Consider the following 14,712-nt stretch of genomic DNA (forward strand, 5'->3'; position numbering starts at 1 on the left):
GGTAGAGTAGCAACGATGAGGAGGAGAAAGCATGAAAAAGAAATTAGTGCTGATTTTTACGACCTTAGTAAGTACATTTTTATTAGCTGCCTGCGGTGGGAACGATGAAACAGCGGATGATTCGTTGAAGATCGTAACAAGCTTCTCTATTCTAGCTGATCTGGCAGAGCAAGTAGCGGGCGAACGTGCAGAGGTAGAATACTTAGTTCCAATTGGAGAAGAACCACATGAATATGAAACTGTGCCTAGTGACTTTCAAAAAGTAAGTGATGCTGATGTATTTTTTGTTAATGGGTTTGGACTTGAAGAATGGCTCGAGCGTCTTGTTCAAAATGTCGGGGATGTTTCAATTGTGTCTGTCTCAGATGGAGTTACCCCACTGCCAATCAGTGATCAAGACGGGGAGGACCCTCACGCCTGGCTTGATGTTAAAAATGTAATTACGTATGTGGAAAACATTCGTGATGATTTAATTAAACGCGATCCTGAAGGTGCAGATGAATATGAAGCCAATGCAAATGCTTATATCGCTGAACTAGAAGAACTTCATACTTGGATTGAAACGGAAGTTGAAACGATAGAAGAATCAAAACGTGCCATTGTGATTAGTGAAAATGCTTTTAAATACTTCGGTGACCAATATGGTTTTGATACGATTGGTATTTGGGAACTGAATTCACACGAGGAAGGAACTCCAAGACAAATTGCTAATGTAGTTGATACGATTAGCGAGAGAAGCATCCCTGTTGTTTTTGTAGAAACGACAGTTGATAAACGTTATATGGAGACTGTAGCAAATGACGCAGGAGTAGAAATTGCAGGTGAAGTATACACGGATGCTGTTGGGCTAGATGGAAGTGGAGCAGAAACATATATTAAAATGATGGAGCATAATGTCAGGACGTTTGTTGAGGGATTATCTAATTAATATATAATTAAGGAGTGTTCCTGATTTAGGAACACTCCTTATTAATAGTAATAATTAAGATTAAAAAAATCGTGAAACTAGCCCGGCAATGACTAGGACAGCAAAAAACACCCAAATTAATTTTTTGATGTTTTTATTCAACCTTCTTTTTTTCTGCCAACGATTAGGATCAAATGTTGGTTCACCGTCATCAAAAACAACACGATTTGCGTAGTAAGGTCGCTTTACTCCAATTAAAATAAGTGGTCCTAGTGCAGCACCTGCTATTAAACCAAAAAGATGGGCAAGGACGTTAATGTTTGGATTAACAAACGTCATTACTAACCCTATGATTAAAATAGTCATAACGAGCTGAGAATTAGCTGAATCAATTAAATCTTTGCGGTTAATCACAAGATACACATAAAGTCCAAGTAAACCATAAATCGCTCCAGAAGCACCTAAATGTTGCATATAAGGATTGCCGAGGAAGAAAGTAGCGATGTTTGCAATAGTTCCAGTTAAAAGATAAATGAGTAGAAATTTGGACTTGCCAAGCATTTTCTCAAGTGCAGGTCCGAAGATCACTAGTGAAAAAGAGTTAAATAACATATGCATGGCGCCGATATGCATAAAAATCGGTGTAATGATTCTCCAATATTCCCCGTAAGCCACGGCTAAGTTATTTCCAATCCCCATAGTGAGAATCCAACGTCCACCTGGTAAAAAATTCATCCAAACAAATAAAATTAAATGAATGGCAACTAAAATCGTTACGATAGGATAAGATCGTCTGAACGAATAGAAGCTTTCGTTTCTGATAAACATGATACGGCCTCCTTTTCTATCTGTTATTATAACAGATATTATAAAAAATCCCTTGTAAACAGATTATGAAAAAAGGGTCGAGCTCATGAGTAGAGAAAGTAGGGATTCAAGTGATTATAGGAACAGGAATTGATATCGTCGAAATTGATAGAATTACAAAAGTGTTGGAACGTCAGCCGAGATTTGTGGACCGAATTTTAACGTCTTCAGAAAAAGAAACTTTTTTTACTTTACAGGGAACAAGGAAATTTGAATTTTTTGCAGGTAGATTTGCTGCAAAAGAAGCATTTGTTAAAGCAATTGGGACAGGAATTTCAAAAAGTTATAGTTGGCTAGATATTGAAGTGAAAAGAGAATCTAGTGGGAAGCCGATCCTAGTTGTACCAGGGGTTACACATCAATTACATTTATCTATTTCTCATAGTAAAACATATGCAATTGCTCACGTTTTAATTGAAAGCTTGTCAAGCTAGTCTGCATATTGCTCAAGGTTGTCTCATATAGTGGTAGAGCGAATAGGAGAGATCAAGACATTCAGGCAGAGTCAGGTCTAATATCTACAAAGACGTTTCGATTTAACCAGCAAGTGCTACCAGTCATACTTGCTAACGATAAAACGGAACACACACCAATGAGAAGCCGTCTCTTGGATGCATTCGCTCTCTTCATTCAAATGAGACAAAGGGGTGAAAGCATGAAAAAAGCAATTTGGTTCGCTACTCTAGGGTTACTACTATCTATGATCCTCGTAGGTTGTGGCGAAAAAACACAGGAAGATATCATGACAGACTTAGACAGTAAGCTTTCAGAAATGACTGGGTACAAAGCTAAGTCAACGATGACACTTGAAACAGGTAAGGAACAGCAAACGTATGAGGTTGATGTTTGGCACCAAGTGAAGAGTTATTATCGTGTAGCTCTTCAAAATGAAAATAAGGACCAAAGCCAAATTATTCTTCGTAACGATGATGGAGTTTTCGTGTTGACACCTGCGTTAAACAAAAGTTTCCGTTTCCAAAGTGATTGGCCAACGAACAGTAGTCAGGTGTATTTGTATGAGTCTTTAATTCAAGATATTTTGATGGATCCAGAACGTTCTTTCCAAGCGGATGAGGACTATTACATTTTCCAAACAAATACGAACTATCAAAATAAAAACTTAAGTACACAAGAAATTAAATTAAATAAAAAGGATTTATCTCCTGCTCAAGTGAAGATTATGAATGCTGATCTAGAAGTTCTTGTTCAGCTTGACTTCACAAGTTTTGAATGGAATGCTAGCTTTAATGAAGGGGATTTCGACATGGAGCGTAATATGACTGGTGCTCAAATGACGGAAGAGCCTGCTATGGCAGAGCCACAAGAGCAAGAGGCTATGACTGTTTATTATCCAATGTTTACACCAGATGGAACGCAATTTGATTCTTCACGCAATATTGAAACTGAAAAGGGAGAGCGTGTTGTTCTTCAATATATGGGTGAACAGCCATTTACTCTAATTCAAGAAAGAAGTCAGGTAGTTCCAGCTTCTACACCGATGAACATGAGTTCTGGAGAGCCGGTTGACCTTGGTTTCACAATCGGGGTTATGACGGAAGAATCATTACAGTGGTCTTATAATGGTGTTGATTTCTTCCTTGCTTCTGAAAACTTAAGCACAGAAGAAATGATGTCAATTGCAAGCTCTGTCTACGGTACAGAGGAGAAATAGGAAATAACGATGGGTGGCTCGATGAAGGTAAAATCCTTCAGGGTCACCCTCTTTTTAACTTTTTATCTATTGAGTATGATAAAATAGTTAAAAAAACAAGGGTTTAAAATGAATTTTTAAGTGTGACTGTTTGGGAGGAGTAAGAATGAATCAGGAGTCTTATCGTGATACATGGGCAGAAGTAAATTTAACAGCAATCGCTGAAAATATACGGGCCATTAAACAGCTCTATCAGGGGAAAGATGTGGATATTATGGCTGTGGTAAAAGCAAATGGGTATGGACATGGTGCTGTGCCAGTTGCTAAGCAAGCCTTGAAATTTGGTGCGAGTTATTTAGCGGTTGCGCTATTAGATGAAGCGATCATTCTGAGAAAAGCAGACATTCAAGCTCCCATTTTAGTTCTTGGTCGAATCAGACCCCAAGATGTTGGAGTTGCTTCGCAATACAACATCTTGGTTACTGTCTTCCAAGCGGAATGGTTAGAGGAAGCAAGGAATTACCTTTCTCCAGAAGATAAAATCCAAGTTCACATTAAGTTTGATACAGGAATGGGCCGGGTTGGAATCCGAACAAAAGAAGAAGCAGATTCTTTATTAGAGTTTCTTGCAAACCATTCTAAACAGTTTAGTGTGAATGGAGTATACACGCATTTTGCAACGGCTGATGAAACCGATACGTCTTATGTAACGGAACAACATGAACGCTTTGTTCGCATGTTAGAATGGCTAAAAAAGTGGAACATTAACGCCCCTCTCATTCATAGCGGAAACAGTGCTGCTGGAATGCGTTTTCCTGAAAAAACATTTAATTTATTTAGATTAGGAATTTCTATGTATGGCTTAACTCCTTCACCTGAGATAACGGAGCAACTCCCAGTGAAATTAAAGCAAGCCTTCTCTTTAAAAAGTCGACTTGTTCAAGTGAAGAAATTGCCAAAAGGTGAAGCGATTAGTTATGGTGCTACTTATCGTACTGAGAAAGAGGAATGGATTGGAACAATCCCAATCGGATATGCCGATGGCTGGCTAAGATATCATAGTACGAATGGTGGCGAAGTTTTAGTAAATGGAAAAAGGGCTCCTTTTGTTGGCCGTATTTGTATGGATCAATGTATGATTCTTTTACCGGAACAAGTAGAGGTAGGTACGGTAGTCACCTTGATTGGTGAAGATGGATTTGATAAAATAACAATGGATGAAGTTGCTCAAAGACTTGAAACCATTAACTATGAAATCCCTTGTATTATTGGACAAAGAGTACCAAGAGTTTATATGGACTAAAAAATTAAGTCGGTGAATATAATTTCTTGTTCGTCTAAAACAAATAGAAAGATAGCCCATTCGGCCTTTGCATTTCAAGCAAGCTAGTGCTATGATTAATCATGGATAAAAAAAGGAAGCATCTGTAGTTGAATTTAAAATTTCGCATGAAGTAACGGTGGATGCTGGGGGTGGATGTTTGTGTCAGAGAAAAACACAAAGCGCATTGTAATTAATTTGCCACAACATTTGTTGAACGAGGTGGACGGTGTGATTAAAAAGGAAAACGTCAATCGCAGTGAATTTATTTCACAAGCAACAAAAATGTATCTTCGCGAACGTAAGAAACGTCAAATTCGAGAGACTATGCAGCAAGGCTATATGGAAATGGCAAAAATCAATCTAAACATTGCATCAGAATCTTTTCTTGCCGAGGAGGAAGCAGAGAATACCCTCGATCGCTTAGTGAGCGGGGTGTAGCCCTTGATTGTCAAAAGAGGCGACGTATACTTTGCAGATCTATCACCCGTTGTTGGCTCAGAGCAAGGGGGAGTTCGTCCTGTGCTCGTCATCCAAAATGATATTGGAAACAGGTTTAGCCCTACGGTCATCGTGGCAGCGATCACTGCTCAAATCCAAAAGGCGAAGTTACCGACGCATGTGGAAATTAATGCGAAAAGGTATGGATTTGACCGTGATTCCGTTATCTTGCTCGAACAAGTTCGAACGATTGATAAACAAAGGTTAACAGATAAGATTACACATTTAGACGATGATATGATGAATCGTGTGAATGATGCACTCTTCATAAGTTTAGGACTTATTGATTTTTAATACGTTAAAGTAAACCTCATTGATTATAATGAGGTTTTTTGCGTTATTTTGCGAGAATCTGCGACAAAATTCAATAGTTTTCGCTTTGCAACTCTTTTTCAATCATGAAATAATAGAGGGAAGACCTTACAGGAGGACAAGTTATGCAACCCTATATAGTTTCTTTATTAACAAATCAACGATCCAAACTGATGGAACTTTGGAAGAAAGAACTGGATATTGTCAGACAAGAAAATTATTTACACTCAGTCTCGGATTCAGTCTATGAAAATACGAATCAAGAATTTATGCATTTTATTATTGGAATTATTGACATGGACGAAAAAGATGCAAAGGTAAAATTAAGTTCTTTTGCGGAAGATTACATTCAAAGTGGCTGGCCGCTCGCTTATTTCACACAAGGCCTTCAGGCGTTTAGAAGAGTAAATTTAGCGCTTCTTTCAGAGGGGGAGACTGACGTTGAAAATGTTCTTTCTAATTTTACTGAGCTTGAGAATTGGATAGATCGTATCATAAATCAGCTTGTTTATGATTACACAGGATCTTGGGAAGATATTTTCGAAATGCAAAAACTCTCTTTACTCGAGTTGTCAGCCCCTTTAATTCCTGTATTTGAAGATGTTAGCGTTATGCCTTTAATTGGAACGATTGACACGGCAAGAGCTAAGTTAATTATGGAGAATTTACTCCAAGGTGTAATAGAGCACCGTTCTCAAGTGGTATTAATTGATATTACAGGTGTTCCGGTTGTTGATACGATGGTAGCTCATCATATTATCCAAGCATCTGAAGCGGTGCGGTTAGTAGGGGCTAAATGTATTTTAGTAGGAATTCGACCTGAGATTGCTCAAACGATTGTAAACCTTGGGATTGATTTAAGTAAATTTCCTACAAAAAGCACGTTGAGAAAAGGAATTGAAACAGCCTTAGAATTAACGAATAAAAAAATGGTTGATTTGTAAGTTGGAGGGTACGGCAAGATGAGAATTCCAATTTTGAAGTTAAGACAATATTTACTAATTAGTGTACAGGTGGAGTTAGATGACCAAACCGCTTTGCAATTTCAAGAAGATTTATTAAATAAGATTCATTCAGAAGGCTCATTGGGTGTGGTCATTGATTTGACTTCAGTTGATATGATTGACTCTTTTATCGCAAAAGTTCTAGGGGATGTTGTCGATATGTCAAACTTGATGGGTGCAAAGGTGGTCTTGACGGGCATCCAACCAGCTGTTGCAATTACGCTGATAGACATGGGGATTACTCTTAATGAGGTTCAAACAGCGTTAGATCTTGAGCAAGGTCTAGAAAAATTGCAGCAGGAATTGGAGGGGTAAGATGGAAACCGAGTCCTTTGTAGAAGTGAAAAACGAGTGGGGGATTGTAGCAGCTAGACAAGCTGGTAGATCCTTATCAAAGGAAATTGGATTTGGTAGTGTTGACCAAGCTCGAATTACAACAGCCATTTCAGAGCTTGCTCGTAATATATATCTTTACGCTAAGCGAGGGAAAATTCACTTAGAACTCATTGAACAGCCTAGTAAATTAGGGATACAAAAAGGAATAAAAATTACGGCTCAGGATAACGGACCTGGAATACCAGACATAAGACAAGTAATGATGGATGGCTTTACGACATCTGGTGGTATGGGGGCGGGGTTGCCAGGGGTAAAAAGATTGATGGATGACTTTTCAATTGAATCTATAAAAGAAGAAGGAACAACGATTATAGTAACAAAATGGCTAAGGTAATTCCAATAAAGGAGGCTTTCTGTGAGAATGTCTGTCCAAGATATAAAAGAGACATATAGACGTATTTTACAAACCTTTCTTCACCGGAAAAGTGAGCAAGGTTTGTATGAAGCGCAGCAATTTAGCAAGGTTCTTATAGAACAACAAATATCTCCTGAGGAACTCGTCAGTATACATCGGTCGGTGCTAGAAGAGCTTTATCCGGATTTGCCAGCTGAGATTGTTGATTCCTTCGATTTGTTACTAGAAGTGATGATGGGGTATGGACTTGCTTATCGTGAGCATCAAAGTTTAAGAGATCAACAACTGGAGTTACATTCTGAGATGGAGGTGGCTGCTACGATGCAGCAGTCATTTTTACCAGAAATTGTTCCGAGTACAGACTCTCTTGATATTGGAGTGGTGAATGTCCCTGCACATAAAATGAGTGGCGACTATTATCATTTCATTAAAGATGAAAACGGCTGTGTTGGAATTGCAATCGCTGATATAATTGGTAAAGGTGTGCCGGCGGCGTTGTGTATGTCGATGATCAAGTATGCGATGGATAGTTTGCCGGAACAACGTCTTCAACCAGCTGCTTTATTAGAAAACTTAAATAGAGTTGTTGAGCAGAATGTTCATGATAGTATGTTTATTACGATGATGTATGGTTCTTATGATCCGAAAACACATGAATTTCATTATGCTGGTGCTGGTCATGAACCGGGTTTTTTCTTTCGGGCGAAAGAAAATAAGTTTGAAGAGTTACAAGCGAAAGGAATTGTTCTTGGTGTAACGAGAAACCCTACTTTTAGAGAATACTGTAAAAAAATAGAGGTCGGAGATTTTATTGTTTTTCTCTCTGATGGTGTGACAGAGTGCAGAATTGGCGACGACTTCATTGAACGTGAAGAAATTGTTCAGTTGATAAGAGAATATATGCACATGCCTGCTCAGGAATTGGTTGAATGTGTTTATGATGAGCTTGTAAAACTTCAAAACTTTTCATTAAGAGATGATTTTACATTAATGATTATTAAACGGGTTTAAACATGTAATTTACGTGGTATAGACTATTGTATTGATTTGAGGAGGGGAATTAAGTTGAATTTATTAGTCCGTAAAGAACAATTAGATCATACAACCATCTTATATTTATCAGGTGAAATTGATGCTTATACTGCTCCGAAATTAAGAGAGGAATTAACGCCTCTTACCGAGTTGGGCAACAGTGTTAAAGTTGACTTGTCGGATGTTCATTATATTGACAGTACAGGCTTGGGAATTTTTATAGGGGCGCTAAAAGCAACTCATATTCACAAAGGTGATTTTATTCTTACAGGAATGTCGGAACGAATTAAAAGGCTTTTTACGATCACTGGTTTAAATGAAGTCATTACGATTGAGGAGGGGGAAACAACTAAATGAATCGACATGAGGCAGATCACATACAAATGACTGTACCTGCAAAGCCTGAATATGTAGGGGTAGTTCGTTTGACTGTTTCTGGAATTGCGAATCGTATTGGATTTAGCTACGACGACATTGAAGATATGAAAATTGCGATTGCAGAAGCGTGTACAAACGTTGTAAATCATGCATATGAGGAAGGGGGAATCATGAATATTTCCTATTACTTATATGAAGAACGCTTAGAAATAGTTGTAGCGGATAGAGGGCAGAGCTTTGATGTCGGGTCTGTGCGAGATCATCTTGGGCCAATAGATGCGGATCAGCCAGTTACTGATCTTAAAGAAGGTGGTTTGGGTCTTTTCCTTATTAACACATTAATGGATAAGGTTGAAATCATTAACGAATCAGGTATTGTCCTTGTTATGACGAAGTTCCTTCATGGAGATGAGGTGGAACCACATGTCGCACGAGTCACAGAAGCACAACCAGAACAATGATGAAGTATATATATGGATTCATGACTATCAACAAAATGAGGATTCGACCTCACAATTAAAGCTTGTTAAACATTATGAAGCTCTTGTCAGATCTCTTTCAAGGAAATTCTCTAAAGGGCGGGATTATGAAGAAGATATGTTTCAGGTCGGTATGGTAGGGCTACTCGCTGCGTTGAATCGTTATGATGCCAGTTTTGGAAGAAGTTTCGAATCGTTTGCTGTCCCCACGATTGTTGGAGAAATTAAGCGATATATTCGTGATAAAACATGGAGTGTGCATGTCCCGAGACGTATTAAAGAATTAGGTCCAAAAATCAAGCGGGCAGTTGAGACTCTGACAGCTGAATTACAAAGATCTCCATTAGTCCATGAAATAGCTGAGGTTTTAGAAGTAACAGAAGAAGAAGTGCTTGAAACAATGGAAATGTCTAAGAGTTATCAAGCTTTGTCGGTTGACCGTTCTTTAGAGGCAGACCAAGAAGGTGGAGAAGTAACGTTATTAGATCTTGTTGGAGAAACTGAGAATGGATATGAAGAGGCAGATCAAAAAATGTTGCTGGAAAAAGCCTTTGCCGTCTTGAGTGAACGCGAAAAGGAAATACTTGAATATACGTATTTTAATAATTATAGTCAAAAAGAAACGGGTGAGAAACTAGGGATTTCGCAAATGCATGTTTCTCGTTTGCAACGAAGAGCACTTGAGAAACTTAGGGAATCGATCAAGATAGAGCCGTCGGAGATTTTGTAATGTCGACTTACTATAATGATCAAAAAATTGAAGTTTTAGCATTTGAACAAGCGAAGTCGGGTAATGTGTGTTCTGGTGATGCCTATACAGTCATTCAAACAACTAACTATACAATCTGTGCTGTTGTCGATGGCTTGGGTAGTGGTGAAGGAGCATTGCAATCCGCTAAGGCATGCGTGGCTGCGATTCACTCTTTTCAAAATGAGAGTGTAGGATCAATGATTACAGCTTGTAATCAAGCTATGTATAATAAGCGAGGCGCAGTTGTGACGATCATTAAATTTGAGTACTCAACTAAAAAGCTTAGTTATTGTAATCATGGAAACATCGGCTTTGCTCTTTATGGTGTGGATGGGACAACCATTCAACCTGTACCTACAAGGGGATTTCTGTCAGGGAAGAAGCTGTCTGTAAAGAGTTCGACGTATTCTTATTCAAATGGTAGCACGTTCATATTGTATTCTGACGGTGTGAAGCACCGTCCTGATAAGAAGATCTTAGCTAAGATTGGGTCACTTAAAAAAGATAAAGATGTATTTTTTGAAAAAAGTGAAGCGCAAGATGATGTAACGATGTTAATTGGGAAAATATATTAAAGAGGTAATTTGAAATAGATCTAGAAATTAAGAATCTATTTTAAGTTACCTTTTTTTACTTATGCTATGATTACTATATTCTATCTTTTAATGAGGTGTTGGAATGAACGAGGATAAGCAAAACCAAACGATCCTATCAATAGCGAAAGAATTAAACGTAAAGCAAAGTTACATAGAGCAGTTAATTAAACTTGTCGATGAGGGAAATACTGTTCCTTTTATTGCTAGGTACAGAAAAGAGATGACAGGTGGCCTTGATGAAGTTCAAATCCGTAAAACGGTCGAACAGTGGGAGTATGCTAAACAGTTAGCGAATCGTCAGGGCGAAGTGATTCGTTTGATCGATGAGCAAGGAAAATTGACTGATGAACTTCAGCTTAAAATAGAAAACGCGAAAAAACTTCAAGAGATTGAAGACTTATATCGACCATATAAACAAAAAAGAAGAACGAGAGCAACGGTGGCTAAAGAAAAAGGACTTGAACCATTTGCAAACTGGTTGTTTTCTTTACCGAGAGCAGGTTCGGTACAAGAAGAAGCAACTGCTTACATATCAGAAGAGCATGAACTCACAACGGTAGATGACGTAATTCAGGGAGCAAAAGATATTATGGCAGAATGGATATCTGATGATGCGGAGCTTCGTAAGAGCATTCGCTTGCTCGGTTTTAAAGATGGAAAGATGAAAACAACAGTTAAGGATAAAGAAGCAGATGAAAAAGCAATCTTTGAAATGTATTACGAGTATGAAGAGGGAATAAAAGCGATCGTTCCTCATCGAATTCTTGCGATGAACCGTGGTGAGAAAGAGGGAATTTTAAAAGTTGCTTTGGTATTCCCGAGTGAGAGAATTGTGGAAAATATTAAGCGGAAAACAATTAAATTTCCCAATTCACCTACTGCATCTATTGTTGCTGAAGCGATAGAAGATGGTTACAAACGCTTGATTGAGCCATCAATTGAACGTGATATTCGTAACGAGTTAACGGAAAAAGCGGAAGAGCAAGCAATCCACATTTTTTCAGAAAATTTACGGCAACTTCTGTTGCAGCCGCCGATGAAAGATAAAACGGTATTAGGGGTTGACCCAGCTTACCGAACTGGTTGTAAATTGGCTGTTGTTGATGCGACAGGAAAAGTGCTAGATATTGCTGTTATCTACCCAACGCCTCCAAAAAATGAAATAGAAAAGTCTAAAGAGGTTGTAAAAGCTTTCATAAAAAAATACTCTGTTGATATGATTGCGGTTGGTAATGGAACAGCTTCTAGAGAAACAGAACAGTTTATCTCTGATGTAATTAAGGAGCTTCCAAATTCCATTTACTATTTAATTGTAAACGAGGCGGGTGCAAGTGTTTATTCTGCTTCTGAATTAGGGAGAGAAGAGTTCCCGGATTTAAAGGTTGAAGAAAGAAGTGCGGTTTCAATTGCAAGAAGATTGCAGGATCCGTTAGCGGAGTTAGTTAAAATTGACCCTAAATCTGTGGGTGTTGGCCAGTATCAACACGATGTATCGCAAAAACGTTTGAATGAATCATTAACTTTTGTAGTTGAAACAGCCGTTAACCAAGTTGGGGTTAATGTAAATACAGCTTCCGTTTCCTTGTTGCAGTATGTAGCGGGTCTATCAAAAGCTGTTGCGACCAATATTGTTAAACGTCGTGAGGAAGAAGGACGTTTTACTAATCGAAATCAATTAAAAAAAATACCGCGTCTTGGTGCTAAAACTTACGAGCAAGCAATCGGATTTCTTCGCATTCAAGAAGGTGAGCAACCACTCGACCAAACAGCTATTCACCCTGAAAGTTATAAAGAAACAGAGAAACTTTTGAAGTTTATCGGTGCTTCTAGTAAGGATATCGGCTCGGAAAAAGTAAGAGAACAAATGCAAGCTATTAGTGTAGAAGAATTAGCCAGTGATTTAGAAATTGGTGTTCCGACGCTTAAAGATATCGTCGATAATCTTATTCGCCCATCAAGAGACCCTCGTGATGAAATAGCAAAACCACTTTTAAAACAAGACGTTTTAAAAATGGAGGACTTAAAAGTTGGAATGGAGTTACAAGGGACAGTTCGGAACGTTGTCGATTTTGGTGCGTTTGTTGATGTTGGGGTTAAGCAAGATGGCCTTGTCCATATTTCTAAAATAACAAACCGATTTATTAAACACCCTCTAGAAGTTGTAACCGTTGGAGAGATTGTAACAGTGTGGGTTGATTCAGTTGATGTTCAAAAGGGACGAGTGTCATTGACAATGAAAAAGCCGGAAAAACAAATTTCTTAATTGAAAAAAGGTGACAGAACGAAATTCGTTCGTCACCTTTTATTTAAGATTGGACTTCTTCTGTTTCTCGTTCCTTGTAGTAAAACCAACATTGGTTAAGTACCTTGATTTGATATCTGTCTTTGTCTAAATAAGCTTGCTTTAGTTGTTGTCTTAGCCACGTTGGCATAGGCAACCATCTCCTTAACAACTTACTTGATTTAGATTAGTATATGTAAGAGGGTTTGTCATAGTTGAACGATTGGAGAAGAATTTATGGGTGAAAACCAAATATTTATGTCAGATGAACAGTTACAACGGTTAGTTGAGCAAATTTCTTTGGAGTCTTTCGGCTTGTCTTTTAATCATCAAGCTTGTTTTAATAAGCGTCTTCGTACAACGGGGGGGCGTTACCTACTTAGAAGTCACAACATCGAAATTAATCCTAAGCAGCTTCAATATTATGGTGAAAAGGCGCTAGTGGGTATTATTAAACATGAATTGTGTCATTATCATCTTCATTTGCAGGGGAAAGGCTACCAGCATCGGGACGATGATTTTAAATGGCTGATGTCAAAAGTAGGGGCACCGAGATTTTGTGATGTTATCCCCGGTGTTCAAAATGTAACAAAGACATTACATCGTTATCAGTGCCTAGCTTGCGGACTTCAATATAATCGTAAACGCAAAATTGATGTGCGAAAGTATGTATGTGGAAAGTGTAAAGGGAAGCTCGAAAAAAAATAAAAAAATGCTCTTGCATTTCTAAATAAGCCTATGATATATTATAGAAGTCGCTGAGCGAGTCAGTGACAAATAATAAAAAGTTGACAAGTATTGAGTATTATATTAATATACTTAAAGTCAATAAATATTCCACAGTAGCTCAGTGGTAGAGCAATCGGCTGTTAACCGATCGGTCGTAGGTTCGAGTCCTACCTGTGGAGCCATGGAGAAGTACCCAAGTGGCTGAAGGGGCGCCCCTGCTAAGGGTGTAGGTCGTTTACGCGGCGCGAGGGTTCAAATCCCTCCTTCTCCGCCATTGTTTTATTTTTAAAGTGGCCCGTTGGTCAAGCGGTTAAGACACCGCCCTTTCACGGCGGTAACACGGGTTCGAATCCCGTACGGGTCACCAATCTATTTTTATTAAATAGCTAACTAGGTTAATATGGAGGATTAGCTCAGCTGGGAGAGCACCTGCCTTACAAGCAGGGGGTCGGCGGTTCGATCCCGTCATCCTCCACCATTTTGGTCCGGTAGTTCAGTTGGTTAGAATGCCTGCCTGTCACGCAGGAGGTCGCGGGTTCGAGTCCCGTCCGGACCGCCAATTTTATATTATTTCGCGGGTGTGGCGGAATTGGCAGACGCGCTAGACTTAGGATCTAGTGTCTTATGACGTGGGGGTTCGACTCCCTTCACCCGCACTTTGATTATTATAATAACTTGGTGTAAACGCGGTTGTGGCGGAATGGCAGACGCGCTAGGTTGAGGGCCTAGTGGGGGTTAACCCCGTGGAGGTTCGAGTCCTCTCAACCGCACCAATTAATTCAACTTAAATCAAAAACGGGAAGTGGCTCAGCTTGGTAGAGCACCTGGTTTGGGACCAGGGGGTCGCAGGTTCAAATCCTGTCTTCCCGACCATCTTATTTTATATGCGGGTGTAGTTTAATGGTAAAACCTCAGCCTTCCAAGCTGATGTTGTGAGTTCGATTCTCATCACCCGCTCCAAAAAAACACAAGAAAATGTCACGTCTTTTTTTTATGCCTTTTTTGGGCCTGTAGCTCAGCTGGTTAGAGCGCACGCCTGATAAGCGTGAGGTCGGTGGTTCGAGTCCACTCAGGCCCACCAAAAAAAGTTGTTGACTTCCTTGAAGATTAGTAGTAACATTTTAAAAGTCGCCATTGAGCGATACATTAGTT

18 protein-coding genes and 10 tRNA genes are annotated in these 14,712 nt (G+C 39.0%); 26 read left to right on the forward strand and 2 right to left on the reverse strand.

Annotated features, from left to right (window positions below; translation table 11 throughout):
• Positions 1 to 31 precede the first annotated feature (31 nt).
• The gene (locus JCM9157_RS18650) at positions 32 to 928 is read left to right on the forward strand and encodes a metal ABC transporter substrate-binding protein (protein WP_035667136.1); all 897 of its coding nucleotides are present in this window, start codon (positions 32 to 34) and stop codon (positions 926 to 928) included.
• Between the two features lie 60 nt (positions 929 to 988).
• Here JCM9157_RS18650 and JCM9157_RS18655 read toward each other — a convergent pair whose 3' ends face one another.
• Positions 989 to 1,735, reverse strand: coding sequence for a rhomboid family intramembrane serine protease (locus JCM9157_RS18655; protein ID WP_035667138.1), 747 nt, complete (start codon positions 1,733 to 1,735; stop codon positions 989 to 991).
• A 110-nt stretch (positions 1,736 to 1,845) separates the two neighbouring features.
• Between JCM9157_RS18655 and acpS the strand changes: the two genes are divergently transcribed.
• The 14 genes from acpS (at position 1,846) to JCM9157_RS18725 (ending at position 12,813) form a co-directional block, all read left to right on the forward strand.
• Positions 1,846 to 2,208, forward strand: a complete 363-nt coding sequence (acpS, locus tag JCM9157_RS18660; protein WP_035667139.1) for a holo-ACP synthase — start codon at positions 1,846 to 1,848, stop codon at positions 2,206 to 2,208.
• A gap of 221 nt (positions 2,209 to 2,429) precedes the next feature.
• A complete protein-coding gene (locus JCM9157_RS18665; RefSeq protein ID WP_035667141.1) occupies positions 2,430 to 3,446 on the forward strand; it encodes a LolA family protein in 1,017 nt (338 codons plus the stop codon).
• Positions 3,447 to 3,591: 145 nt separating this feature from the next.
• Positions 3,592 to 4,728, forward strand: coding sequence for an alanine racemase (gene alr / locus JCM9157_RS18670; RefSeq protein WP_035667143.1), 1,137 nt, complete (start codon positions 3,592 to 3,594; stop codon positions 4,726 to 4,728).
• A gap of 174 nt (positions 4,729 to 4,902) precedes the next feature.
• Positions 4,903 to 5,187, forward strand: coding sequence for a CopG family ribbon-helix-helix protein (locus tag JCM9157_RS18675; RefSeq protein WP_081734250.1), 285 nt, complete (start codon positions 4,903 to 4,905; stop codon positions 5,185 to 5,187).
• Positions 5,188 to 5,190: 3 nt separating this feature from the next.
• Positions 5,191 to 5,541, forward strand: coding sequence for a type II toxin-antitoxin system PemK/MazF family toxin (locus tag JCM9157_RS18680; RefSeq protein ID WP_034631315.1), 351 nt, complete (start codon positions 5,191 to 5,193; stop codon positions 5,539 to 5,541).
• A gap of 143 nt (positions 5,542 to 5,684) precedes the next feature.
• A complete protein-coding gene (rsbRA, locus tag JCM9157_RS18685; RefSeq protein WP_035667145.1) occupies positions 5,685 to 6,503 on the forward strand; it encodes an RsbT co-antagonist protein RsbRA in 819 nt (272 codons plus the stop codon).
• 18 nt (positions 6,504 to 6,521) lie between these two features.
• Positions 6,522 to 6,878 (forward strand): STAS domain-containing protein, encoded by a 357-nt coding sequence (locus JCM9157_RS18690; protein WP_035667146.1) that lies wholly within the window; start codon positions 6,522 to 6,524, stop codon positions 6,876 to 6,878.
• Position 6,879: 1 nt separating this feature from the next.
• Positions 6,880 to 7,293 (forward strand): anti-sigma regulatory factor, encoded by a 414-nt coding sequence (locus JCM9157_RS18695; RefSeq protein WP_035667147.1) that lies wholly within the window; start codon positions 6,880 to 6,882, stop codon positions 7,291 to 7,293.
• Positions 7,294 to 7,320: 27 nt separating this feature from the next.
• Complete coding sequence (locus tag JCM9157_RS18700) at positions 7,321 to 8,325, forward strand: PP2C family protein-serine/threonine phosphatase (protein WP_035667158.1); 1,005 nt, start codon at positions 7,321 to 7,323, stop codon at positions 8,323 to 8,325.
• Positions 8,326 to 8,379: 54 nt separating this feature from the next.
• Positions 8,380 to 8,703, forward strand: a complete 324-nt coding sequence (locus JCM9157_RS18705) for an STAS domain-containing protein (protein ID WP_035667149.1) — start codon at positions 8,380 to 8,382, stop codon at positions 8,701 to 8,703.
• A complete protein-coding gene (gene rsbW / locus JCM9157_RS18710; RefSeq protein ID WP_035667151.1) occupies positions 8,700 to 9,185 on the forward strand; it encodes an anti-sigma B factor RsbW in 486 nt (161 codons plus the stop codon). Before JCM9157_RS18705 ends, rsbW begins: the two co-directional genes overlap by 4 nt.
• Positions 9,148 to 9,933: an RNA polymerase sigma factor SigB gene (gene sigB, locus JCM9157_RS18715; protein WP_035667153.1), complete on the forward strand. Its 786-nt coding sequence runs from the start codon at positions 9,148 to 9,150 to the stop codon at positions 9,931 to 9,933. Before rsbW ends, sigB begins: the two co-directional genes overlap by 38 nt.
• The gene (locus JCM9157_RS18720; RefSeq protein ID WP_035667155.1) at positions 9,933 to 10,529 is read left to right on the forward strand and encodes a SpoIIE family protein phosphatase; all 597 of its coding nucleotides are present in this window, start codon (positions 9,933 to 9,935) and stop codon (positions 10,527 to 10,529) included. Before sigB ends, JCM9157_RS18720 begins: the two co-directional genes overlap by 1 nt.
• 103 nt (positions 10,530 to 10,632) lie before the next feature.
• Positions 10,633 to 12,813, forward strand: a complete 2,181-nt coding sequence (locus JCM9157_RS18725; RefSeq protein ID WP_035667156.1) for a Tex family protein — start codon at positions 10,633 to 10,635, stop codon at positions 12,811 to 12,813.
• Positions 12,814 to 12,856: 43 nt separating this feature from the next.
• Here the strand turns inward: JCM9157_RS18725 and cmpA are convergent, their stop codons facing one another.
• Entirely contained in the window at positions 12,857 to 12,982 is a 126-nt protein-coding gene (cmpA, locus tag JCM9157_RS24470) for a cortex morphogenetic protein CmpA (RefSeq protein ID WP_148296915.1), read from the reverse strand.
• 107 nt (positions 12,983 to 13,089) lie between these two features.
• Between cmpA and JCM9157_RS18730 the strand changes: the two genes are divergently transcribed.
• The 11 genes from JCM9157_RS18730 (at position 13,090) to JCM9157_RS18780 (ending at position 14,641) form a co-directional block, all read left to right on the forward strand.
• Positions 13,090 to 13,539 carry a SprT family protein gene (locus tag JCM9157_RS18730; RefSeq protein ID WP_035667161.1) on the forward strand — a complete coding sequence of 150 codons (450 nt, stop codon included), beginning with the start codon at positions 13,090 to 13,092 and terminating at the stop codon, positions 13,537 to 13,539.
• Between the two features lie 128 nt (positions 13,540 to 13,667).
• A tRNA-Asn gene (locus tag JCM9157_RS18735) sits at positions 13,668 to 13,742 on the forward strand.
• Position 13,743: 1 nt separating this feature from the next.
• Positions 13,744 to 13,834, forward strand: a tRNA-Ser gene (locus JCM9157_RS18740).
• Positions 13,835 to 13,852: 18 nt separating this feature from the next.
• Positions 13,853 to 13,927: transfer RNA gene (locus JCM9157_RS18745), tRNA-Glu, on the forward strand.
• Positions 13,928 to 13,962: 35 nt separating this feature from the next.
• Positions 13,963 to 14,038: transfer RNA gene (locus JCM9157_RS18750), tRNA-Val, on the forward strand.
• A gap of 4 nt (positions 14,039 to 14,042) precedes the next feature.
• Positions 14,043 to 14,119: transfer RNA gene (locus JCM9157_RS18755), tRNA-Asp, on the forward strand.
• 15 nt (positions 14,120 to 14,134) lie between these two features.
• Positions 14,135 to 14,216 (forward strand) — tRNA-Leu (locus tag JCM9157_RS18760).
• A gap of 30 nt (positions 14,217 to 14,246) precedes the next feature.
• Positions 14,247 to 14,333, forward strand: a tRNA-Leu gene (locus tag JCM9157_RS18765).
• Between the two features lie 23 nt (positions 14,334 to 14,356).
• Positions 14,357 to 14,433: transfer RNA gene (locus JCM9157_RS18770), tRNA-Pro, on the forward strand.
• 13 nt (positions 14,434 to 14,446) lie between these two features.
• A tRNA-Gly gene (locus JCM9157_RS18775) sits at positions 14,447 to 14,520 on the forward strand.
• Between the two features lie 44 nt (positions 14,521 to 14,564).
• Positions 14,565 to 14,641: transfer RNA gene (locus JCM9157_RS18780), tRNA-Ile, on the forward strand.
• The last annotated feature ends 71 nt before the right edge of the window (positions 14,642 to 14,712 follow it).

Source organism: Halalkalibacter akibai JCM 9157, from assembly GCF_000513135.1.
Lineage (GTDB): Bacteria > Bacillota > Bacilli > Bacillales > Bacillaceae_D > Halalkalibacter > Halalkalibacter akibai.